The organism is Isoptericola sp. NPDC056618 (genome assembly GCF_042792715.1).
GTDB classification, from domain to species: Bacteria; Actinomycetota; Actinomycetes; order Actinomycetales; family Cellulomonadaceae; genus Isoptericola; species Isoptericola nanjingensis.
This window is the reverse complement of sequence record NZ_JBHTVZ010000001.1, coordinates 220,957-242,991: the sequence shown is the minus strand read 5'-3', so window position 1 is coordinate 242,991 and position 22,035 is coordinate 220,957. Positions and strand designations below refer to the sequence as shown.

Here is a 22,035-nt window from a genome sequence, read left to right as displayed (position 1 = left end):
GCCCGAGCCGGGCCGCGCGCTACCGGGCCGGTGCCGGTCCCGTCGACCCGCCCGCGAGGATCTTCACGGGCACGGTGTCCTGCGAGACGTCGCCCCGCTCGGCGAGCTGCCGCTCGAGCAGCTCGAAGGCGCGTGCCCCGAGCGCGTGCTGGTCCTGCTCCACGTGGGTGAGGGGGATCGCCGCGTCCACGTACTCCGGCGGGGCGTCGAAGCAGATCACCGAGAGGTCGTCCGGCACGGCGCGGCCCAGCCGCTGCGCGGCCTGCAGCACGAGGCGCGCGGAGTGGTACTCCGTGACCACGCACGCGGTGAGGTCCGGGTGGGCCTCGAGGAACCCGACCAGGCCGTCGACGTCGTCCTCGGGCGTGACGTCCGAGCCCGGCACCACGGACCGGACGCCGGAGTACACCTGGGACTCCTCGAGGCGTACCTGGTGCGCGGCGTGCGCGGCCACCACGCCGCGCCGCCGCTCGTCGAGCGTCGACACGGCGTTCGGGGACTGGACCAGCGCGATCCGGGTGTGCCCGAGCTCGAACAGGTACTCCGCCGCCAGCCGTCCGCCGGTGACGTTGTCGGAGGTCACGGTGCTGACGGGCACGCCCGTCAGGGTGCGGTCGACGATGACGAGGGGGAAGCCGCGGCCGACGAGCGCCGCGACGCTCTGCGGGATGGCCTGCGACGACGTGGGCAGCAGCACCAGCCCGTCGAGGCCGCGGTCGAGCTGCTCCTCGATGAGGCGCTCCTCCAGCTCGGGGTCGCCGCGCGACATCCCCACCACGACGTGGGCCCGCTCGCTGGACGCGTCGAGGAGCCCTCCGAGCAGGTGCGACCCGAAGGCGTCGTCGAACCCCGGGACGACGTAGCCGACCAACGGCAGGCGGCTCCCCCCGTCCGTGCGCGCGCCGACGGCGGGCGTCGTGGAGACGACGATCGTGCCGATGCGCGGGCGCCGGGTCACGAAGCCCTCGTCCCGCAGCATGTCCAGCGCGCGCTTGATCGTGATCGCGCTGACCGAGAACTCCTCGACGAGCTCCGCCTGCGCCGGCAGCCGGTCCCCGACGGCGAGGTCGCCGCCGACGATGCGTGCCCGCAGCGCCTCGTGCACCTGGGCGTACAGCGCCTCGGTCAAGCTCGCTCCCGTCCTCGGACCGTATGAACAGTCGAATGAATATGATCTCTGCTCCTGGACCATTGTGGGGCACCCCGTGTCCAGGACGCTCGAAGATCCCGACGGCGGGTCCGTCCCGCGAGGAGGCGCGACGATGCGCATCGAACGGCTCGTGGCCGAGCACGGCGCCCCGGAGGTGGGGATCGGCACCGCCGCCCCGCGGTTGTCCTGGACGTGGACCGGGGGCGGGGTGCAGCGCGCGTACGAGGTGCGGCTGCGCACCGCCGACGGCGCCGCGACGGAGCGGCGGGAGACGGGGCCCGAGCAGGTGCTCGTGCCCTGGCCGTTCCGCGACCTGCGCTCGCGCGAACGGGTCGAGGTCCAGGTGCGGGTCGAGTCCGACGACGGGTGGTCGCCCTGGAGCGAGCCTCTCGCCATCGAGGCCGGGCTGCTGAGACCGGCGGACGTCGAGGCGCGGTTCGTCAGCCCCCGGCACGTCGGGGGGCTGGACGGCGGCGCCGTGGTGCTGGCCCGCGACCTGGAGGTCGCCGGCCCGGTGGCGTCCGCGCGCCTGTACGTCACCGCGCACGGGGTCTACGACGCGTGGATCGGCGGGCGTCGCGTGGGCGACCACCACCTCGACCCGGGCTGGACGGCCTACGGCGCGCGGCTGCGCTACCAGACCTTCGACGTCACGGAGCACCTGCGCGCGCCCGGGGCGGACCGCCTCGCGGTCGGGCTCGGGAACGGCTGGTACCGGGGCCGGCTGACGTGGACCCACCAGCGCGACTCCTACGGCGAACGGCTGGCGCTGCTCGCCCAGCTGGAGATCACGCTCGAGGACGGTCGTCGGCAGACGGTGGTCACCGACGAGCGGTGGCGTGCCGGGACGACGGGGGTGCTCGCCGACGACCTGTACGACGGCCAGGCGACCGACCTGCGTCTGCCCCTCGCGCCGGAAGCCGTCGCCGACGGCCCGGTCGACGTGCTCGACGCCGGCCCCGCCACCGATCCCGGGCGGCTGGTCGCGCCGACGGGACCGCCGGTGCGCGAGGTCGCGGCCGTCCCCGCGCGGGAGGTCCGCACCTCGCCGAGCGGCCGGCAGATCATCGACTTCGGCCAGAACGTGGTCGGGTGGGTGCGCCTGCGCGTCGCGGGGGAGCGGGACGGCACGGTCACGGTGCGGCACGCGGAGGTGCTCGAGGACGGCGAGCTGGGCGTGCGGCCGCTCCGCGGGGCACGGGCCACGGACACCTTCGTGCTCGCCGGCGGCGGGCAGGTCCTGGAGCCGCGGTACACGTTCCACGGGTTCCGGTACGCGGAGGTCACGGGCGCCGAGGTGCGCGCCGAGGACGCCCAGGCCGTGGTCGTGAGCTCCGACCTGCGGCGCACAGGGTGGTTCGAGTGCTCGGAGCCGGACGTGAACCGTCTGCACGAGAACGTGGTGTGGGGCATGCGCGGCAACTTCCTCGACGTGCCCACGGACTGCCCGCAGCGGGACGAGCGCCTGGGCTGGACGGGCGACATCCAGGTGTTCGCACCGACGGCGAGCTTCCTCTTCGACGTGGGCGGGTTCCTCGGCTCCTGGCTGCAGGACCTCGCCGTGGAGCAGCAGCCCGACGGCGGCGTGCCGTACGTGGTGCCCGACGTCGTGCGCGAGCTGCGCGGACCCGGACCGGACGGCGGGGAGCACACGCCGGCCGCCGGCTGGGCGGACGCGGCCGTGCACGTGCCGTGGACCCTGTACGAGCGCTACGGCGACGTCGGCGTGCTGGAGCGCCAGTACGGCTCGATGCGCGCCTGGGTGGACAAGGCCCGCGCGTTGGCGGGCGACTCCCTGCTGTGGGACACCGGCTTCCAGTTCGGCGACTGGCTGGACCCGGACGCGCCCCCGGACGACTCGGCGGCCGTCAAGGCCGACCCGGCCGTCGTCGCCACGGCCTATCTGGCGCGCAGCGCCGAGCTGCTGGCACGGACGGCGGAGGTGCTCGGGCACGAGGACGACGCCCGGCGCTATGCGCGGTTGTCGGCCGACGTGGCGGACGCGTTCCGCGCGGCCTACGTGGGCGCGGACGGCACGGTGCGCAGCGACTGCCAGACGGTGTACGCCTTGGCGCTCGTGTGGGACCTGCTGTCCACGGACGCGCAACGCCAGGGGGCCGGGGACCGGCTCGCCGTGCTGGTGCGTGAGGCAGGTTTCCACGTCAGCACGGGGTTCCTGGGCACGCCGGTGATCCTGGACGCCCTGTGCCGGGCGGGACACCCCGAGCTCGCTCACGCGATGCTGCTGACCCGCACCCGTCCGTCGTGGCTCTACCCGGTGGGGATGGGTGCGACGACGGTCTGGGAGCGATGGGACTCGCTGCTGCCCGACGGCTCGATCCACCCGAGCGCGATGACGTCGTTCAACCACTACGCCTACGGCGCCGTCGCCGACTGGCTGCACCGCTCGGTCGCCGGCCTCGCGCCCGCGGCGCCCGGCTACCGGGAGATCCTGGTGCGCCCGCTGGTGACGGGGCAGCTGCGGCGTGCGTCCGCCCGGCTGGACAGCCCGTACGGTCCGATCGAGGTGTCGTGGCACCTCGACGACGAGCGGTTCGAGCTCGACCTCGAGGTGCCTCCGGGGGTCACCGCCCACCTGGACCTGCCGCTCGACGGACCGACCCGCACGGTCGGCCCGGGCGCGCACCACGCGGCGGGCCGGTGGGTGCCCGTGGGGCGCCCGCTCGCCGGCGGGACGCCCGGCGGGTCGCCCGCGCGGACCGCCCGGGACTGACAGGATCGGCGGACGACGAGAGAGAAGGTGGACGATGGCGATCACCCTGTGCGTGCTGCTGTGGGCGGCCGACGGCGAGGCCCCGGCGCTGGCGGACTACGAGACCGAGGTGCTGGCGCTGGTGCCGCGGCACGGAGGACGGGTGCTGCACCGCGTGACGAACGTGGCGCACACCGACGACGCGGCGCACGGCGCCGTCCAGCCCACCGAGGTGCAGCTCATCGAGATGCCCGACGAGGAGGCGCTCGCGGCCTTCATGGCCGACCCGGACCGCGAGGCCCGGCTGGACGTGCGCGACCGGGCGATCGCGCGGACCGAGATCCTGCGCGTGCGACCCGTCGGATGAGCGCACCCGGCGCGGGGCTGGCCCGGCAGTCCGCGATCTATCGCGCGGGCGTGCTGGGCCGGCGGCCCCGGGTCCCGACCGGCGCCGCGGCCCTGGAGCGGGCCGCCCGGCGTGCCAGCAGCGCGCGCGCCTGGGCGTACGTCGCCGGGGGCGCGGGCGAGGGCCGCACGATGCGGCGCAACCGGGAGGCGTTCGACCGGTGGGCGGTCGTGCCGCGGATGGCGGCCGGCGCCGTCGAGCGCGACCTGTCGGTCGAGCTGTTCGGCGCCCGGCACGCGAGCCCGCTGCTGCTCGCGCCCGTGGGCGCGGCGGCCCTCCTGGGCGCCGGCGCCGACCTCGCCATCGCGCGCGCGGCCGCCGCCACGGGCGTGCCCTTCGTGCTGTCCAACCAGGCGTGCCGTCCCATGGAGGCCTGCGCGGCCGAGATGGGCGACGCGGCCCGCTGGTTCCAGCTCTACTGGAGCACGGACGAGGACCTCGTCGACTCGCTGATCGCCCGGGCCGAGGCCGCGGGCGCGGGCGCGCTCGTCGTCACGCTCGACACGACGGTGCTGGGCTGGCGCCCGCAGGACCTCGACCTCGGCTCGCTGCCGTTCGCCCGGGGCCTCGGGATCGCGCAGTACACGAGCGACCCGCGCTTCGGCGAGCTGGTGCGCGCGCGGGTCGCGCGGGCGGCGGCGTCCGGGGCGCGCGACGCCGTGCAGGTCACCGCGGGCGCCGTGCGCTCGCTCCTCGCGATGACGCGCGCCTACCCAGGGCGGTTCCGCGACAACCTGCGCTCGCCCGAGCCGCGCGCCGCCGTCGAGACGTTCCTCGACGTGTACTCGAACCCCGGCCTGTCGTGGGAGCACCTGGCCACCCTGCGCGACCGCACCCGGCTGCCGGTCGTGCTCAAGGGGATCCTGCATCCCGACGACGCGCGCCGGGCCCTCGACCTCGGCGTCGACGGGATCGTCGTCTCCAACCACGGGGGACGGCAGGTGGACAACGCCGTCGCGTCGCTGGACGCGCTCGTGGCCGTGCGCGACGCCGTCGGGCCCGGCCCGACCGTGCTGCTCGACAGCGGGGTGCGGACCGGGGCCGACGTGCTGGTCGCGCTCGCCCTGGGGGCCGACGCCGTCCTGCTCGGGCGGCCGTACCTCTACGGGTACGCCGTGGCCGGGCAGGCCGGCGTCGAGGAGGTGATCCGCAACGTGCTCGCGGAGCTGGACCTCACGATGGCGCTCACCGGCGCGCACGACGTCGCGGCGATCACGCGGGACTTCGTGGTCCCGCCAGGCCGGCTCCAGCCGCCGCAGGGGGCGTGAGTCGTCCGGGGTGCGCGGTCATCGCGGCGCCGCCGGCATCGCGTCCTGGTCGCCGAAGACGATGTCGACGAGTCGCTGGAGAGCGGCCTGGAAGGCAGCACCGAGAGACTGGTCGGCGTCGTCCACGTCGTTGATCCCCGCGGTGAGGGTGGCCCCCACCGGCCTCGGAGCGAGGCGAGCCGACGCGCCATCCTGGACGCGAGCCTGGACCTGTGCGGGAAGCACGGGTACGGCGCGGTGACGGTCGAGGTGATCGCCGCGCGCGGGCGTCAGCAAGAAGACCATCGACCGCTGGTGGCCCTCCAAGGGCGCCGTCGTCCTCGAGGCGCTGGACGACGCGGCCAACCCGTCCGCCGACTTCCCCTGCACCGACGACCTGCGGACCGACCTCGTCGAGCAGATGGAGGGCCTGCTGCGCGGGCTGCTGGCCGATGACGCCGCCCAGCTTCACGCCGATGCCGACCTCGACCTGGTGATCGAGCTGTTGTACGGGCCCGTCCACAACCGGCTGCTGCTCCACCAGGGCGAGCTGCAGACCACGGACGAGCTCCGAACGCTCGTCGACCACGTCCTCCGGTCCGCTGCACCGTCGTCCTGAATCCGGCGGCCCGCGTTCACGACGGCCCGGCCGGGGTGGTCACCTCTCGCTCGGCGAAGACCTCACGGGCCACCAAGGTCGCGTTCAGGGCGCGGGGGAAGCCGCAGTAGACGGCGGCGTGCAGGAGCGCCTCCGTGATCTCCTCGGGCCGCAGGCCGACGTTGAGCGCGGCGCCGATGTGGACCTTCAGCTGGGGTTCGCACCCCCCGAGCGCGGTGAGCACACCCAGGGTGACGAGCTGACGGCTCCGGGGATCGAGGTCGGGGCGGTCGTAGAGGTCTCCGAACGCGAAGGCTGCGACATGATGGCCCAGTGCGGGGCTGATGTCGGCGAGGGAGTCGATGACCGCCTCGCCCTGATGGCCGTCGATCTGCGACAGGACGGCCTGGCCGTGCCGGCGCCGGGCAAGGTTCTCGGGGCTGTCGATGTCGTGCTGCGGAGCTGGAGCGCTCGTCATGGTCGGGGTGCCTTTCGATACGTCGCGATCTTGTACTCGGTCGCCGCCAGCGCGAGCTGCAGCTGGGCGATCTGGGAGCGCAGCGTGTCGCGGTGCTCCAGGAGCACCTCCCTGCGCTCGGCCTCCGTGCACTCCCCGGCGTCGGCGAGCTCGACGTAGCGGCGCAGGTCGCTGATCGGCATGCCCGAGGTGCGCATGCGCGTCAGGAAGACCAGCCGGCGGACGGCGGGGTCGTCGTACCTGCGGTGTCCGGCCGGGTCACGCGCGACGCGGATCAGGCCGATGCGCTCGTCATGGCGCAGGGTGTGGGGATTGACCCCGAGGTGGGCGGCCGTCGTCGCGATGTCCCACTCCGTCGCGTCGTCGTCGCGCGCCAGCTCGCGCAGCGCCTCGACCGAGACCCCGCCGGGCGGGTCGACGGCCAGGCGAAGGGCGTCCCTGAGGGCTTCGTCTCTCGGCATGACCGCCACGGTAGAAGTGTGAGCGCGCTCCCAGGCAAGGCCGTGCGCCTGACGGCGGTCCGGTCACAGGCCGGGAGGCCGGACGCGGCGCCCGGGTCAGGCGGTCGCGGGCATGTCCCGGCCCGAGATGAGGAGGTCCTCGGGGAAGCAGTAGCCCCAGTGCTCGCCGGGCTCGAGGGACCGCATCACCGGGTGGTCGGTGGCGTGGAAGTGTGCCGTCGCGTGCTTCGCCGGCGACGAGTCGCAGCACCCGACGTGCCCGCACTCCAGGCAGGCCCGCAGGTGCACCCAGGTGCCGCCGGCGGCCACGCACTCGGGGCACGTGTCGAGCGCCTCGGGCGCGACGGGGACGATCCGGTCCAGGTGCGTGCACGTGCTCGTCATGATCACTCCCTCGCCGGCGGCTCCGGACACCGCCCTCGGCGAGTCTAGGGACGCGTCACGTGCGCTGCGTCCTGGACGACGTCCCGCTAGCGTGTCGTCATGCTGGCCGGACCCCACCCCTCGAGCGGCGACGCCTACGAGCGCACCGCCGTCGTCGTGGAGGACGACCCTGACGTCCGCGACCTGCTCGACGCGGTGCTGACGCAGGCGGGTTTCGTCACGCGCACCGCGTCGTCGGGCCGCGAGGGCGTGGAGCTGGTGCGCAGCTTCGACCCGCTCGTCACGACTCTCGACCTGGGGCTCCCCGACATCGACGGCTTCGAGGTGTGCCGCCGGATCCGCGCGGTGTCCGACACGTACGTCGTGATGCTGACGGCCCGCACGGACGAGATCGACGCGCTCATGGGGCTGGACGCCGGCGCCGACGACTACCAGACCAAGCCGTTCCGCCCCCGGGAGCTGCGGGCCAGGATCGAGGCGATGCTCCGCCGCCCTCGCCGGGAGGCGCCGCTGGCGGCCCCGGCGACCGCCGTCCCGTCCGTCGACGGGCTCGTCGTGAACGTGGCGGCGCGCACCGTCGGCGTCGACGGCGCGGAGGTGCACCTCACGCGCAGCGAGTTCGACCTCCTCGCCGCGCTCGCGGGCGCCCCGGGGCGCGCGATCCCCAAGGACGACCTGGTCCGGGTGCTGTGGGCCGGCGAGTACGACACCGGCACCCTGGTCACGGACCAGGACCGGCGCAGCGTGGAGGTGCACCTGACCAACCTGCGCCGCAAGCTCGGCGACGACGCGGCGTCGCCCCGCTGGATCCGCACGGTGCGCGGTGTGGGCTACAGGTTCGACCACCCCTCCTGAGCGAGGGCGCTCGCGACGAGGATCGCGGCGGTCCGGGCCTCGTCGGTGATCCGGTCGGTGTGCCGCCGTGCGCCGTCCACCCCGTCCTCCTCGAGGGCGTCGAGCCCCTGCGACGCGGCGTCCGCGAGCCGGTCCATCCCGAGCATGTCCGCCGTGCAGGCGAGCGTCAGGAGCACGTCGCGGGCGCCGTCGGCGTCGGTCCGCGCGAGGGCTCCCAGGAGCGCGCCGGTGCGGTGCGGCAGGAGGCCGGCCCAGGAGCCCGCGAAGCCGGCGACCGCGGCCCGGTCGCCGTCGAGGTCGTCGACGAGAGACTGCCATGCGGCCGCCGTGCCCGGGGGCAGGGCGGGCGTCATCGGGGCTCGCCGAGGTGTTCCTCCCGGAGCACCACGCGCCTCGCCGGCCGCGGGACCCGCCCGCGCGCCCAGGGGGGAGTGCGCGCGGCGGCCCCGAGGGGACCGGTCGACGAGGCGGACATGGTGCTCCGGGAGGTGATCAGGGGCTGAACGGACTCGATCCTGCGCTGCGGACCTCGGGGCGACCTCCGCGGCAGGACAGGATCGCCTCAAGATCTGCTCAGGGTTGCGGTGCCGCCTACCCTGACCGCATGCCCGAGCGTCCGGAAGCGCGTCCCGTGATCCTGCTCGTCGCCGACGCGCACGCGTCGCAGGTGGAGCAGGAGTTCCGCGCCCGGTACGACCGCGACTACGCGGTCGAGCTCGTGCGCACCGCCGACGCCGCGCTCGACCGGCTGCGCGACCTGGTGGCCGCGCGGGAGCCGGTCGCGATGATCGCGGCGGAGCGGCGGCTGCCGGACGCCGCAGGGGTCGAGCTGCTGCACCAGGTGCCGGCGGTCGTCTCGACGGCGCGACGGGTGGCGCTGATCTCCGGCGACGAGTACGCCGACGCCCTGGACGAGATGCGGGCCGCGCTGCTGCGCCGCGACATGGACACGTTCGTCGGCATCCCGCGCGGGGCCCGCGACGAGGAGTTCCACACCGCGCTGGTCGAGCTGCTGTCGGAGTGGGGCTGGTCGGTGGCCCGCCCCACCGTGACGTCCACGGAGATCGTCGCGGAGGCGGGCGACCGCGACGCGGCCGCGGTCCGCGACCTGCTCGAGCGGCTCGGCGTCCCGAACCGCGTGCTCGCGCCCGACGACGTCGCGGCGCGCGAGATCCTCGCGGAGGCCGGCCCGGGCGCCGTCCTGCCCGTGGTGCGCACGTTCGCCGGGCGGGTACTGTCCGGCGCGACGGCGTCGGCGGTCGCCGAGGCGATGTACGGCGGCTACGACTCGATCCCGCCGGGCGAGATCGCCGACGTCGCTGTCGTCGGCGCGGGCCCGGCGGGGCTCGCGGCCGCCGTGTACGCGGCGTCCGAGGGCCTGTCGACCGTGGTGCTGGAGCGCGACGCCATCGGCGGCCAGGCCGGGTCAAGCTCGATGATCCGCAACTACCTCGGCTTCCCGCGCGGCATCTCTGGGATGCGTCTGGCGCTGCGCTCACGCATCCAGGCGGGGCGGTTCGGCGCCCGCTTCTACACCGGTCGCGCCGTGGCGCGGATCGAGCCCGGACCGGCGGACGAGCCGGAGCACCACCACGTCCACGTCGACGGCGCGCAGCTGTGCGCCCGGACGGTCGTGCTCGCGACGGGCGTCTCGTACCGGCGCCTGGGCGTGCCCGGGGTCGACGACCTCGTCGGCGCGGGTGTGCACTACGGCGCCGCGAGCTCGATGGCGCGCGAGATGACGGACCGGGACGTCGTCGTGGTGGGCGGCGGCAACTCCGCCGGCCAGGCCGCCGTGCACCTGGCGAAGTTCGCCGGCTCCGTGACGATCCTCGTGCGCCGCGGGAGCATCGCCGAGACCATGTCCGACTACCTGGTGCGCGAGATCGCGGCGACGCCCACCATCGCCGTCCGCCCGCGCTCGGTGATCACGGACGGCGGCGGCGACGGGCGCCTGCAGTGGCTGGTCACCGAGGACCTGGACACCGGCGAGCGGTCGAAGACGCACGCCGACGGCCTGTTCTGCCTGCTCGGCGCGGAGCCGGACTGCGGCTGGCTCCCCGACGGCCTCGCGCGCGACGAGCACGGCTTCGTCCTCACCGGCCGCGACGTGCCGCAGGAGCGCTGGGTGGACGGCCGCCCGCCCGCCAGCCTGGAGACGACGCTGCGCGGCGTGTTCGCCGTCGGCGACGTGCGCGCCGGCTCGATGAAGCGCGTGGCGTCGGCCAGCGGCGAGGGCGCGTCCGTGCTGCCGCTGGTGCACACGCACCTCGCCTGGCTGCGGGCGCAGGAGTTCGGGGGAGGGAGCCCGGCATGACCGACGGTCCTCACCAGGGCGGCCCGCAGGAGCCGCGCACCTTCACACGCAGCCGCGCCCGCGACATCGGCGACGCGGTGACCAGCGTGTTCGTGCGGCTCGGGCTCGTCCCGGGCACGTCCCTGCTGACCACCCGGGGTCGGCGTTCCGGGCTGCCCCGCACCCACCCCGCGACCCTCGTCACGCTCGACGGGCGACGCTGGCTGGTGGCCCCGTACGGCGTCGTGTCGTGGGTGCACAACGTCCGCGCGGACCCGCGGGTGCTGGTGCGCCGGGGGCTCTCGCGGCACGTCTTCGTGGTGCGGGCGGCGTCGGCCCAGGAGGCCGGGCCGGTGCTGCGGCAGTACGTCCGCCGGTCCCGGCCCACGCGGCCGTACTTCGCCGCGACCGTCGACTCCCCGGTGGAGGCCTTCGTCGCCGAGGCGGACCGGCACCCGGTGTTCGAGCTGGTGCCGTACGACACGGGTCGCTGACCCGCCGCGCGGCACGGGACGAACCGCGGTCGAATGGGCGGCATGGGATCTGCGCAGGACGTCGCCACGGAAGCGACCCCCTGGTCACGACCGCCCGCCGAGGTGCTCGCCGCGCTGCGCACGGACGACGGCGGGCTGAGCGCCGCGGACGCGAGGCAGCGGCTCGCGGAGGTCGGCCCCAACCGGCTGCCGCCGCCGGAGAAGGACCCGCTGTGGAAGCGGATCCTGGTGCACTTCGACGACGTGCTCATCTACATCCTGCTGGTCTCCGCGGTGCTCAAGGCGATCCTCGGCGACTGGGTCGACTTCACCGTGATCCTGCTGGTCGCGGTGGTGAACGCGGCGATCGGCTTCATCCAGGAGGGGCGGGCCGAGAGCGCGCTGAACGGCATCCGGCAGATGCTGTCCGTGCACGCCGAGGCCCGCCGCGACGGCGCCTGGGCGAAGATCGCCGCCGACGACGTCGTCCCCGGCGACGTGGTGCGCGTGCGCTCCGGCGACCGGGTGCCCGCCGACGTGCGGCTGCTCCAGGCCACGAACCTGCGCGTCGAGGAGTCGGCGCTCACGGGGGAGTCGGTCGCGGCGAGCAAGCGGGTCGACGCCGTGGATCCCGACGCCGGGGTGGGCGACCGGACCAGCATGCTGTTCTCCGGCACGCTCGTCGCCGCGGGCCAGGGCGTCGGGGTGGTCACCGCCACCGGCGAGCGCACCGAGATCGGCCGCATCCAGACGATGATCTCCGAGGTCACGAGCCTGGAGACGCCGCTGACCAAGCAGCTCGACCGGTTCGGCAAGCTGCTCGCGGTGCTCATCCTCGGCATGGCCGTGGTGATGGTCGTCATCGGCCGCGTGGTGCACGACTTCTCCGTGCCGGAGCTGGTCTCCGCGTCCATCGGCTTCGCCGTCGCCGCCGTCCCCGAGGGCCTGCCCGCCCTGGTGACGATCACCCTGGCGCTCGGCGTGCAGCAGATGGCCCGCCGCCGGGCCATCACGCGCAAGCTGCCCGCCGTGGAGACGCTCGGCTCCGTCACGACGATCTGCTCGGACAAGACGGGCACGCTGACCAAGAACGAGATGACGGCGCGCCTGGTGCGCACCGCCGGCGGCGAGACGGACGTCGAGGGCGCGGGCTACGCACCGCTCCCGGCTCGCCCGGAGCTGCTCGACCGCCCGGACGTGGCCGGCGTCGTCGCCGCGATGATGCTGTGCAACGACGCGCGCGTCGTGCCGGGGGAGCCGGGCGGGCAGGGGGAGGACTGGCGGCTGGTCGGCGAGCCGACGGAGGGCGCGCTGCGCAGCCTCGGCATGAAGGCCGGGTTCGACACCGCGGGCTGGTCGCGGCGGGACCTGGTGCCGTTCGAGTCCGAGAACAAGTACATGGCCACCCTCGACCGTGCGCCCGACGGCGCGGAGGTCGTGCACGTCAAGGGCGCGCCCGACCGGGTGCTGGACCGCTGCACCACCCAGACCGCGCCGGACGGCACCGCGCAGCCGATCGACCGCGCCTTCTGGGAGGCGCAGATCGACGAGATCGGCGGCCGCGGCCTGCGGGTGCTCGCGGCGGCCCGCCGTCACGTCGACGCGCCCGCGGTACCGTCCACGCCGCTCGCCGACGCCCTCACCGGTCTCGAGCTGTGCGGGCTGGTCGGCATCGTCGACCCGCCGCGCCCGGAGGCGATCGACGCCATCGCCCAGTGCCGCGACGCCGGCATCGCGGTCACGATGATCACCGGCGACCACGCCGGCACCGCCGTGGCGATCGGCCGCGAGATGGGCATCGTCCACGACGAGGTCGGCCCGGACGGCACGGGCCCCGCCGTCCTTACCGGCGCGGAGCTGGAGGCGATGAGCACCGAGCAGCTGCGCGGCGTCGTGCAGGACGTGCACGTGTACGCCCGCACGAGCCCGGAGCACAAGATCCGCATCGTGTCGGCACTGCAGGCGCACGGCGAGGTGGTCGCGATGACGGGCGACGGCGTCAACGACGCCCCCGCGCTCACGCAGGCCGACGTCGGCGTCGCGATGGGCATCAAGGGCACGGAGGCCACGAAGGACGCGGCCGAGGTGGTGCTCGCCGACGACAACTTCGCGACCATCGAGCGGGCCGTGGAGGAGGGGCGGCGGATCTACGACAACATCCGCAAGTCCGTGCTCTTCCTGCTGCCCACCAACGGCGCGCAGTCGCTCGTCATCCTCGTGGCCGTGCTGTTCGGCCTGGTCCTGCCGCTCGCGCCCGTGCAGGTGCTGTGGATCAACATGATCACGGCCGTGACGCTGTCCCTCGGGCTCGCGTACGAGAAGGCCGAGCCGGACGTGATGTCACGGCCGCCGCGCGACCCGAAGGCGTCGATCCTCGACGCCGCGTTCGTGCGGCGCATCCTGATCGTGTCCCTGCTCATCGGCGGCGCCACGCTGTTCGTCTTCTACGCCGAGCGGGCGCAGGGCGCGCCGCTCGCCGAGGCGCAGACCACCGCCGTGACGATGCTGGCGCTGGGGCAGCTCGCCTACCTGTTCAACTGCCGCTTCCTGGACCGGTCGAGCCTCACCGTGGACGTGCTGCGCGGCAACCGGGTCATCTGGCTCTCCGCCGTCGCGCTGATCGCCCTGCAGTGCGTGTTCGTGTACACCCCGTTCATGCACGACTGGTTCGACGCCGCCCCCATCGGCCTCGAGGAGTGGGGCAAGACGCTCGGCCTGGCCGTCGTCGTCTTCCTGCTCGTCGAGGTGGTCAAGGCCGTGGGCCGTGCACGCGCTGGGCACGACAGGTGAGCGAAAGTCGTCGCGACCAGCTCACGCCGGACCAGCGAGCGGACCGCCTCAAGGAGCGCGTGTACGTCACGTTCGCGGCGCTGGCCGTGGTGCTGGCGCTCCGGGGCCACGTCGAGGGCCTCACGCCCGGCCGGGCCGCGACCACGCTGGTCATCACCGTCGGCGGCACGCTCCTCGCCGTCTTCCTCGCCGACCTCGTGTCGCACGTCGTCGTGCACAACCACCTCCCGACGCGCGCCGAGAGCCGCCACATGGTGGGCGTGGTCTCCAGCGCCGGCGGCGTCGTCGTGCTGCCGCTCGTGTTCCTGGGGGTGGCCGCGGGCGGGGTGTGGACGACGGCGGGCGCGCTCACCGCCTCGACCTACGCGCTCGTCGCGAGCCTCGGCCTCGTCGGGTACGTGGCCGTGCGGCGCGCGGCGATCCCCATGTGGCAGAAGTGGCTCCTCCTGCTCGCCGAGGTGGTGCTCGGGGTCGTGGTCGTGGCCCTCGAGGTGCTCGCGCACGGGTAGGTGGAGATGACCTGGCTGCTGCTCGTCGCGCTCGCGGTGCCCGCGGCGGCGGCCGCCGCGCTCCTGGTCCACGCGTCGCGAGGCCCGGACGCGGGCCCGGACGCCCTGGTCCGGGCCGCGCCGCTCGCCCTCGTCCCGGTCGTGGTGGTGGACCTGCTCGGCCCGGTCGGCGGCCTGGTGCTGCGGCTGGACCTCGTGGGGCGGCCGCTGCTCCTGTTCGTCGGGGTGCTGTACGCCGCCGCCCTCGCCCTCACCGCGCGGTCAGCCGACGCGCGGACCGCGTCGCGCAGCGGGCTGCTGCTCGTCGCGTTCGTCGGCACCGCGACGGTGCTCGTCGCCGCCGACGCGGTGACGTTCCTCGCCGGGTGCGTCGTGACGACGGTCGCCGCGCACCGGCTGATCCTGCACCCGCGCACGGCGACGGCGCGGCGCGCGGGCCGGCTCTACCTCGCGCTCGCGGCGGCGAGCGACGTCGTCCTCGCCGTCGCCGTGGTGCTGGTGGTCGCGGCCGGCGGGCTCCGTCTGGCCGACGCCCCTGCGGCCGTCGCCGCCGCCCCCGCCGGCGGCGTGATCGTCGGGCTGCTCCTGCTGGCGTTCGGCATCAAGGCGGCCACCTTCCCGCTGCACGGGTGGCTGCCGATCGACGAGGCGGCGGCGTCGGTGCCGGTCGGTGCCGTGCTGAGCGGCACGGTCGTCAAGGTCGGGCTGGTGGGCTGGCTCCGGTTCCTCCCGCTGGGGCACGAGGCGATGCCGGGCTGGGGCACCGCGCTCGTCGTGGCGGCGCTGGTCGGGGCGTTCGGCGTGCTCGTGCCGGGCGTCCTCACCGACGACCCGGAGGTCTCCCTCGCGTACAGCACGGTGGGGCAGATGGGGTTCCTCGCCATGGTCGTCGGGGTCGCGCTCGGGGCCCCCGACCTGGCCGAGGCGTGCATGCTGACCGCCGTCGTCTACGCGGTGCACCACGGCATGGCCAAGGGCGGGCTGATCATGGCGGTCGAGGTCTGGGAGCGGTACGGCGCCGGGCGCGCCCGCGCGGTCGTGCTCGGCGGGGCGTTCGTGCTCGCGCTCGCGATCACCGGCGCGCCGCTCGGCAGCGGCGCCGTCGCCAAGTACGCCGCCAAGCGCGCGGTGGGGGAGGCGCCGTTCCTCGTCGACGTCACGGCGGTCCTCCCGTTCGTCGGGACGGTCTCGACCCTGCTGCTCGTCCGCGCCCTCGTGCTGCTGCGGGCGTCGGGCCACGCCGGCACGTCCGCGCCGGACGCCGGGCTCTGGTCCTGGGTCGCGCTCGCCGTCGGCGGCACGATCGGCACCTGGGTGCTGGCGGGCCTGTGGCTGCCGCCCGAGAAGGTGCCCGGCCTCGACGCCGTGACGGTGTGGACCGCCGCCTGGCCGATCCTGCTCGGGCTGGTCTTCGCGGGAGCCGTCGTCGGCGCCGCGCGGGCCGGCGTCCTGCCCTCCTGGACGCGCACCCTGCGCGTCCCCGCGGGAGACCTCCTGAACGCCGTCGCGCGCACGGTCGATCGCACCGCCGACGCGCGGACCAGGCCCGACGGTGGAACGATCGGCCGCAGCACCCGATAGGTCCGATCCCGGGAGGGCACGACACATGGCGCACCAGGACACCGCGACGACGACGGGTGGTGCGACCACGAAGGTGTCGCTGCTGACGCTCACCGCGATGGTCGTCGGGTCGATGGTGGGGGCCGGGGTGTTCTCGCTGCCGCGCCGGTTCGCGCAGGAGACGGGCGTCATGGGCGCCCTCATCGCGTGGGTCGTCGCGGGCGCGGGCATGCTCATGCTGGCGTTCGTCTTCCAGCGGCTCGCGATGCGCAAGCCCGACCTCGACGCCGGCGTCTACGCCTACGCGAAGGCGGGCTTCGGGGAGTACACGGGCTTCTTCGCGGCCGCCGGCTACTGGGCCAGCGCGTGCGTCGGGAACGTCACCTACTGGGTGCTCATCATGTCGACGCTCGGCCAGTGGATCCCCGCCCTCGGCGCGGGGGACACGGTGCTCGCGCTCGCCCTGTCCACCGGCGGCCTGTGGCTGTTCTTCCTGCTGGTGCGGCGCGGCATCAAGGAGGCGACGGCGATCAACCGGATCGTCACCGTCGCCAAGGTCATCCCCATCATCGTCTTCGTGCTCCTGGCGCTGTTCGTCTTCGACCCCAGCGCGTTCGCGGAGAACTGGGGCGGCGCCGACTACGCGGGCTCCCTGTTCGACCAGGTGCGCGGAACCATGCTGGTGACGGTCTTCGTGTTCCTCGGCGTCGAGGGGGCGAGCGTCTACTCCCGGCACGCGCGCCGGCGCGAGGACGTCGGCCGGGCCACGATCCTCGGCTTCGTGAGCGTGTTCGCGATCTTCGCGTCGGTGACGATCGTGTCGTACGGCATCATGCCGATGGCCGAGATCGCGGAGCTGCGGCAGCCGTCGATGGCGGGGGTGCTCGAGGCCGCGGTCGGCGAGTGGGGCAGCGTCTTCGTCGGCGTCGGCCTCATCATCTCCGTGCTCGGGGCGTACCTGGCGTGGACGCTCATGGCGGCGGAGGTGCTGTTCGTCGCCGCCAAGGACCGCGACATGCCGCGCTTCCTCACGCGGTCGACCGACCGCGACGTGCCCGTCAACGCCCTGCTGCTGAGCACGTCGCTGTCGCAGGTCGTGCTGATCCTCACGTACTTCTCCGAGGACGCGTTCGACTTCGCGCTCGACATGACCGCCGTCATGACGCTCATCCCGTTCCTGCTCGCCGCGCTCTACGCGGTGAAGCTGCGCGCCACGCGCGAGACCTACGACGGCGCGCCGCCGTCGACCCTGCGCGGAGACCTCGTCATCACGGTCCTGGCGACCGTCTACACGGCCTTCCTGGTCTTCGCGGCCGGTCTGAGCCTCGTGCTGGTGTCGTTCCTCTTCTACGCGCCCGCGACGATCCTGTTCGTCATGACGCGGCGCGAGCAGGGTCGCAGGGTCTTCGCCCCCGCTGAGCTGGTGCTGTTCGTCGTCGTGGCCGCGATCGCCGTCCTGGCGGTGATCGGCCTCGCCGCCGGCTGGATCTCGATCTGACCGTCACCGACCTCACCGTCCGTCGTCCGACCGAAAGGTTCTCCCCATGACCACCGCACCGTCCGCGCAGCCCACCGCCCCCGCCCACGGCGTCCACTCGGAGGTCGGCCGGCTGCGCAAGGTGCTGGTCTGCTCGCCCGGGCTCGCCCACGAGCGGCTCACCCCCACGAACTCCGACGACCTGCTGTTCGACGACGTCATGTGGGTCGAGTCCGCGCAGCGCGACCACCTGGACTTCGTCAACAAGCTCACCAACCGGGGCGTCGAGGTGGTCGAGCTGCACGACCTGCTGGCGCAGACGATGGCGATCCCGCAGGCGCGGGACTGGCTGCTGGACCGCAAGGTGGTACCGAACCGGGTGGGTCTCGGCCTGGTGGAGGGCACGCGGGCGTACCTCGAGTCGCTCACCGACCGGGAGCTGTCGCGCTTCCTCATCGGGGGGCTGTCGACGCACGACCTGCCCGCCGACTTCCGCAGCGACTACGTGAACCTGGCCCGCGAGTCCACCGGCACCCCCGAGTACCTGCTGCCGCCGCTGCCCAACACCCTGTACACGCGCGACACGACCTGCTGGATCTACGGCGGGCTCACGCTCAACCCGCTGTACTGGCCGGCGCGCAAGGACGAGACGCTGCTGATGAAGGCGATCTACTCCTTCCACCCGGAGTACGTCGGCTCGCGCGTGTGGTGGGGCGACCCGGAGCAGGACTGGGCGCAGGCCACGATCGAGGGCGGCGACGTCATGCCCGTCGGCAACGGCACCGTGCTGGTGGGCATGAGCGAGCGGACGTCGCGGCAGGGCATCACCCAGTTCGCCAAGGCGCTGTTCGAGGGCGGCGAGGTCGAGCAGGTCGTCGTCGCGGGGATGCCGCGCCTGCGCGCCGCGATGCACCTGGACACCGTGTTCACGTTCGCCGACCGCGACCTCGTCACCGTCCACCCGACGATCGTCGACGGCATCCACGCGTTCACCCTGCGGCCCTCCGACACGGCGCTCGGCGTCGAGGTCACGGACGAGGGAGACACGCCGTTCGTCGACGTCGTCGCCCGGTCGCTCGGGCTGCCGAAGCTGCGCGTCGTCGAGACCGCGGGCGACGTGTACGCCTCCGAGCGTCAGCAGTGGGACTCCGGCAACAACGCCGTCGCGCTGGAGCCCGGCGTGGTCTTCACCTACGACCGCAACACCCTGACCAACGCCGCGCTGCGCCGTGCCGGCGTCGAGGTCATCACCATCGTCGGCGCGGAGCTCGGGCGGGGGCGCGGGGGCGGGCACTGCATGACCTGCCCGATCTCGCGGGACCCGCTGGACTGAGCGCGCCGGGGCCGACGTGGACGAGGGGCCGGACCGCCACCGGGACACCGACCGCAGGGTGCTGGTGTGGTCGCTCGGTGCCTCGGCCGCCCTCGGCACGACGGGGCTGGTCTGGGGGCTGCTCGCCGGCGCCGACGTGATCGTCTTCGACGGCGTCTACACGCTGGCGAGCATCGCCCTGTCGGCGGGGTCGCTGCTGGCCTCGCGGGCGGCGAGCGCCGAGCCCACTCGCCAGTTCCCGTACGGGCTCTCCGCAGCGGTGCCGTTGGCGGTCGTCGTCCAGGGCGCCGCGCTGGCCGCCACCCTGCTCTACGCGGTCGTCGCGGCCGTGCAGACGGTCATCGCGGGTGGTTCGGGCGCGACCCAGGTCACGCTCCTGGTCTACGGCACGGTGTCGGCGCTCCTGGGCTGGCTGGTCGTGCGGCTGCTCGGCCGGCTCGGGGTCGGCACCGACCTGGCGGTCGCCGAGGTGGTCGGCTGGCGTGCCGGTGCGGTCCTCAGCGTCGTGGTCGCGGTCGGCGGCGGCGTGGGGCTGCTGATGGAGCGTGCTGGCCTGGACACCGCGGCGGACTACGTCGACCCCGTCCTCGTGCTGGTCGCGGTCGCCGTCGTGTCGCCGATGCCGGTGCGGCTCGTGCGGGACGGCATGGTCGAGCTGCTCGAGGGCACGCCGGCGCCGGAGGTCGTCGCGCACCTGCGCGGGATCGTCGACGACGTCCAGCGGGAGTTCGGCCTCCCCGCGCCGACGGTGCGCGCCACCAAGCTCGGCCGACGACTGTACGTCGACGTCGTGTTCGTCGTGCCGCACGGTGACTGGGACGTCGACGCCGAGGACGACGTCCGACGGTCCGCCGTCGGCAGGCTGCGGAGGATGCCCTTCGACGTCTGGGCGAACGTCGAGCTGACCGCCGACGCAGACCTGGTCCCCTGAGGGCCCACGCGTCACGACGGCTGCCGGACTGGAGGGCTGCCGGAATAGTGGTGGCCCAGGTCACTGTTCGACCCGTCGTGACCCTCCTGACGCGCGCCGCCGCCTTCCTCCACGAGCTCGACGTCCTCGAGGCCCTCGAGGCCGCGACCGCCGTGCAGGTGGTCCTCGCGCGCGAACCCGGCCGGCCGTGGCGCGGCTGGGTGGTGCAGCTGGGTCAAGACCTGTACGTGCGCGCCGCGCCGGGCGCGGCCCGCGGCACCGCCGGCCGTGCGCACCTGCAGGTCGACGGCACCCGCCAGCCGGTGGTGCTCGCGGAGGTGGCCCCGGAGCTGCACGGGTTGCTCGACGACGCCTACCTGGCGAAGTACGGCCGGTGTGCGCCGGAGAAGGTCGGCGCCGTCACGTCCGACGTCGCCGCCGCCGGCACGTTCCGCGTGCGGCTCCGGCGCGCGACCTGGGGCGAGCGGATCGCCGAGGCCGTCGACGCCGGACGCCTCGCCCGGCGCGCGCGGCGTGCGCCGGAGCCCTGCCCGAGCTGCTAGGCCGGCTCGGCGACCCGTTCGAGGCGGGCGTCGAGCATCCGCTCGGTGGCGTCGACGGTGGCGAGGGTCGACGCGTCGTGCGACACCAGCAGGGTGGCCGCGACCAGCTCGCGGGCCAGGCCCGTGATCAGCTCGACCACCCGGGTGCCCCGCTCGTGGTCCAGGGCCGATGTCGGCTCGTCGACCAGCAGCACCTCCGGCCGCCCGACGAGGGCGCGCGCGATCGCGACGCGCTGCCGCTGCCCGCCCGACAGCTGCGCGGGTCGCTTGCCCGCGTGGTCGGCCACGCCGACGGCGTCCAGCAGCTCCAGCGCGCGGGCGCGCACGCTCGCCGGCCGACGTCCGCGCAGGTGCGCGTGCAGCTCCAGCTGCTCCAGCGCGGTGAGGGAGCCCAGCAGCTGCGGCGACTGGAACACCATCCCGATGCGGTCGAGGCGGGCCCGGGTCGCGTCCGCGACGCTCGTGGTGGGCGTGGAGACGACGTCGTCGCCGATGCGGACGGCGCCGCGGGTGGGGTTGGTCAGCCCGGCGGCCACGGCCAGCAGGCTGGACTTGCCCGCGCCGGACGGGCCGAGCAGCGCGGTCGTCGTGCCGGCAGGGACGGTGAGGTCGACGTCGTCCACGGCGGTGAGGGTGCCGTCGCCGTCGGGGTAGACGAGGGTGATGCGGTCGAGGTGCAGGTCCATCGGGGTCCTCCTGTGCGGTCGGTGCTGGGTGCGAGCGGTGTCAGCGCGCCGCGAGCGCGGCGTGCGGGTCGATGCGGGTGATGCGCGCGATCGAGACGGCGGCGCCCGCCAGGCCGAGCAGCACCAGGGCGGCGGCCGGGACCAGCGTCGTCGCGGCGGTCACGACCACCGGGACGACGTCCGGCAGCAGCGCCGCCCCCGCGACCGTGAGACCGGTGCCCACCGCCACGCCGCCGACCAGCAGCACCGCCGCCTGCCCGAGCGCGTCGCGCAACAGGTAGCGGGTCGAGGCCCCGAGCGCCTTGAGCACCGCGACGTCGCCCGAGCGGCCGATCGTCCAGACGGTGAAGAACGCGCCCACCACCAGCGCGGAGATGACCAGCAGGAACGCCTGCATGGTCGACAGCGACGTGTTCTCGCCGGCGAACGACGCCACCGCCGAGCGCGCGTCCGAGGTCGTGACCGTCGTCGTGCCGAGCGTGGCGTCCGCGTCGGCCAGGGCGGCGTCGACCGTGCCGTCCGCCGTGGTGAGCGCGACGACGGTCGCGACGTCGTCGTCGCCGGTCGCGCCGCGCGCGCCGACCGCCTGCCAGTCGTCGAGCGTGGTCCACACGACCGGGGTGTGCGAGAACGACTCGTCGGCGTCGACCGTGGTCGCGACCGTGAGGTCGGCGCCGCCGAGCGTGACGGTGTCGCCGGCGCCCGCGCCGAGCGCGTCGGCCGCCCCGGGCGTGAGCACCACCGTGCCGGGGTCGACGTCGACCCCGCCCGGCACGAGGCCCGAGCCGTCCGTCACGCCCAGCGCCGTGACGGACGCCGTCGTGCTGTCCGAGCCGGCGCGCGCCGTCGCGAGGCCCAGCGGCTCGGCCGACTCCACGCCGGGCACGTCGGCCCAGCCCTCCCACTGCTCGCTCGTCACGCGGGACGCCGTGAACTCGGGGGAGTCGCCGGCGGCGGGCATCGAGAACGCGAGGTGGTCGGCGGGCAGGTCGGTGACCGCCGACGTCGACTCGCGGGCCAGGCCCGCCGTCAGGGACGCGAGGAACGTGACCAGGAAGGTGATCAGCACGATCACCACGGACATGAGGACGAAACGGCCGCGAGCGTGGCGCAGGTCGCGCAGGGCGACGAACACGGGAGGACCTC

The 22,035-nt window shown here is 74.5% G+C and carries 22 protein-coding genes; 14 read left to right on the top strand and 8 right to left on the bottom strand.

Annotation, left to right across the window (positions count from 1 at the left end):
* Positions 1–19: 19 nt before the first annotated feature.
* Positions 20–1,129 (bottom strand): GntR family transcriptional regulator, encoded by a 1,110-nt coding sequence (locus ACFQ8T_RS01100; protein ID WP_430544729.1) that lies wholly within the window; start codon positions 1,127–1,129, stop codon positions 20–22.
* A 133-nt stretch (positions 1,130–1,262) separates the two neighbouring features.
* On the opposite strand from ACFQ8T_RS01100, the gene ACFQ8T_RS01095 reads away from it, so the two are divergent.
* Genes ACFQ8T_RS01095 through ACFQ8T_RS01085 form a run of 3 tightly spaced genes read left to right on the top strand, consistent with a single transcriptional unit; the run spans position 1,263 to position 5,537 of the window.
* On the top strand, positions 1,263–3,884 hold the full coding sequence (locus tag ACFQ8T_RS01095; protein WP_430544728.1) for a family 78 glycoside hydrolase catalytic domain: 2,622 nt from the start codon (positions 1,263–1,265) through the stop codon (positions 3,882–3,884).
* A 34-nt stretch (positions 3,885–3,918) separates the two neighbouring features.
* Positions 3,919–4,230: a DUF1330 domain-containing protein gene (locus ACFQ8T_RS01090; RefSeq protein WP_430544727.1), complete on the top strand. Its 312-nt coding sequence runs from the start codon at positions 3,919–3,921 to the stop codon at positions 4,228–4,230.
* Complete coding sequence (locus ACFQ8T_RS01085; protein ID WP_430544726.1) at positions 4,227–5,537, top strand: alpha-hydroxy-acid oxidizing protein; 1,311 nt, start codon at positions 4,227–4,229, stop codon at positions 5,535–5,537. The genes ACFQ8T_RS01090 and ACFQ8T_RS01085 overlap by 4 nt, the downstream gene beginning before the upstream one ends.
* An 18-nt stretch (positions 5,538–5,555) precedes the next feature.
* Here ACFQ8T_RS01085 and ACFQ8T_RS01080 read toward each other — a convergent pair whose 3' ends face one another.
* Positions 5,556–5,822 carry a hypothetical protein gene (locus ACFQ8T_RS01080; protein WP_430544725.1) on the bottom strand — a complete coding sequence of 89 codons (267 nt, stop codon included), beginning with the start codon at positions 5,820–5,822 and terminating at the stop codon, positions 5,556–5,558.
* Between the two features lie 115 nt (positions 5,823–5,937).
* On the opposite strand from ACFQ8T_RS01080, the gene ACFQ8T_RS01075 reads away from it, so the two are divergent.
* Positions 5,938–6,135 (top strand): hypothetical protein, encoded by a 198-nt coding sequence (locus tag ACFQ8T_RS01075; protein WP_430544724.1) that lies wholly within the window; start codon positions 5,938–5,940, stop codon positions 6,133–6,135.
* Between the two features lie 16 nt (positions 6,136–6,151).
* Here ACFQ8T_RS01075 and ACFQ8T_RS01070 read toward each other — a convergent pair whose 3' ends face one another.
* The 3 genes from ACFQ8T_RS01070 to ACFQ8T_RS01060 all read right to left on the bottom strand — a co-directional run bounded on the left by ACFQ8T_RS01070 (position 6,152) and on the right by ACFQ8T_RS01060 (position 7,437).
* Positions 6,152–6,592: a carboxymuconolactone decarboxylase family protein gene (locus ACFQ8T_RS01070; protein WP_430544723.1), complete on the bottom strand. Its 441-nt coding sequence runs from the start codon at positions 6,590–6,592 to the stop codon at positions 6,152–6,154.
* On the bottom strand, positions 6,589–7,053 hold the full coding sequence (locus ACFQ8T_RS01065; protein ID WP_430544722.1) for a MerR family transcriptional regulator: 465 nt from the start codon (positions 7,051–7,053) through the stop codon (positions 6,589–6,591). Before ACFQ8T_RS01065 ends, ACFQ8T_RS01070 begins: the two co-directional genes overlap by 4 nt.
* A gap of 96 nt (positions 7,054–7,149) precedes the next feature.
* A complete protein-coding gene (locus ACFQ8T_RS01060; protein WP_430544721.1) occupies positions 7,150–7,437 on the bottom strand; it encodes a UBP-type zinc finger domain-containing protein in 288 nt (95 codons plus the stop codon).
* 99 nt (positions 7,438–7,536) lie between these two features.
* Between ACFQ8T_RS01060 and ACFQ8T_RS01055 the strand changes: the two genes are divergently transcribed.
* On the top strand, positions 7,537–8,292 hold the full coding sequence (locus tag ACFQ8T_RS01055; protein WP_430544720.1) for a response regulator transcription factor: 756 nt from the start codon (positions 7,537–7,539) through the stop codon (positions 8,290–8,292).
* On the opposite strand, the gene ACFQ8T_RS01050 is transcribed toward ACFQ8T_RS01055, so the two are convergent.
* Complete coding sequence (locus tag ACFQ8T_RS01050; RefSeq protein WP_430544719.1) at positions 8,268–8,645, bottom strand: hypothetical protein; 378 nt, start codon at positions 8,643–8,645, stop codon at positions 8,268–8,270. The two genes, ACFQ8T_RS01055 and ACFQ8T_RS01050, sit on opposite strands and share 25 nt — an antisense overlap.
* Before the next feature lie 251 nt (positions 8,646–8,896).
* Here ACFQ8T_RS01050 and ACFQ8T_RS01045 point away from each other — a divergent pair, with 251 nt between their 5' ends.
* The 9 genes from ACFQ8T_RS01045 to ACFQ8T_RS01005 all read left to right on the top strand — a co-directional run bounded on the left by ACFQ8T_RS01045 (position 8,897) and on the right by ACFQ8T_RS01005 (position 20,203).
* Entirely contained in the window at positions 8,897–10,609 is a 1,713-nt protein-coding gene (locus tag ACFQ8T_RS01045) for an FAD-dependent oxidoreductase (protein ID WP_430544718.1), read from the top strand.
* Positions 10,606–11,082: a nitroreductase family deazaflavin-dependent oxidoreductase gene (locus ACFQ8T_RS01040; protein WP_430544717.1), complete on the top strand. Its 477-nt coding sequence runs from the start codon at positions 10,606–10,608 to the stop codon at positions 11,080–11,082. Before ACFQ8T_RS01045 ends, ACFQ8T_RS01040 begins: the two co-directional genes overlap by 4 nt.
* Positions 11,083–11,124: 42 nt before the next feature.
* Entirely contained in the window at positions 11,125–13,851 is a 2,727-nt protein-coding gene (locus ACFQ8T_RS01035) for a cation-translocating P-type ATPase (RefSeq protein ID WP_430544716.1), read from the top strand.
* Positions 13,848–14,360 (top strand): hypothetical protein, encoded by a 513-nt coding sequence (locus ACFQ8T_RS01030; protein ID WP_430544715.1) that lies wholly within the window; start codon positions 13,848–13,850, stop codon positions 14,358–14,360. The genes ACFQ8T_RS01035 and ACFQ8T_RS01030 overlap by 4 nt, the downstream gene beginning before the upstream one ends.
* A gap of 6 nt (positions 14,361–14,366) precedes the next feature.
* Entirely contained in the window at positions 14,367–15,941 is a 1,575-nt protein-coding gene (locus ACFQ8T_RS01025) for a proton-conducting transporter membrane subunit (RefSeq protein WP_430544714.1), read from the top strand.
* Between the two features lie 25 nt (positions 15,942–15,966).
* Positions 15,967–17,418: a basic amino acid/polyamine antiporter gene (locus tag ACFQ8T_RS01020; RefSeq protein WP_430544713.1), complete on the top strand. Its 1,452-nt coding sequence runs from the start codon at positions 15,967–15,969 to the stop codon at positions 17,416–17,418.
* Positions 17,419–17,464: 46 nt separating this feature from the next.
* A complete protein-coding gene (locus tag ACFQ8T_RS01015; RefSeq protein WP_430544712.1) occupies positions 17,465–18,730 on the top strand; it encodes an arginine deiminase in 1,266 nt (421 codons plus the stop codon).
* Between the two features lie 16 nt (positions 18,731–18,746).
* Positions 18,747–19,661 carry a cation transporter gene (locus ACFQ8T_RS01010; protein WP_430544711.1) on the top strand — a complete coding sequence of 305 codons (915 nt, stop codon included), beginning with the start codon at positions 18,747–18,749 and terminating at the stop codon, positions 19,659–19,661.
* A gap of 77 nt (positions 19,662–19,738) precedes the next feature.
* Positions 19,739–20,203 (top strand): DUF2255 family protein, encoded by a 465-nt coding sequence (locus ACFQ8T_RS01005; protein WP_430544710.1) that lies wholly within the window; start codon positions 19,739–19,741, stop codon positions 20,201–20,203.
* On the opposite strand, the gene ACFQ8T_RS01000 is transcribed toward ACFQ8T_RS01005, so the two are convergent.
* Both ACFQ8T_RS01000 and ACFQ8T_RS00995 read right to left on the bottom strand, forming a co-directional pair.
* Positions 20,200–20,889: an ABC transporter ATP-binding protein gene (locus ACFQ8T_RS01000; protein WP_430544709.1), complete on the bottom strand. Its 690-nt coding sequence runs from the start codon at positions 20,887–20,889 to the stop codon at positions 20,200–20,202. The two genes, ACFQ8T_RS01005 and ACFQ8T_RS01000, sit on opposite strands and share 4 nt — an antisense overlap.
* A gap of 40 nt (positions 20,890–20,929) precedes the next feature.
* Positions 20,930–22,024 (bottom strand): FtsX-like permease family protein, encoded by a 1,095-nt coding sequence (locus tag ACFQ8T_RS00995; protein ID WP_430544708.1) that lies wholly within the window; start codon positions 22,022–22,024, stop codon positions 20,930–20,932.
* Positions 22,025–22,035 lie beyond the last annotated feature (11 nt).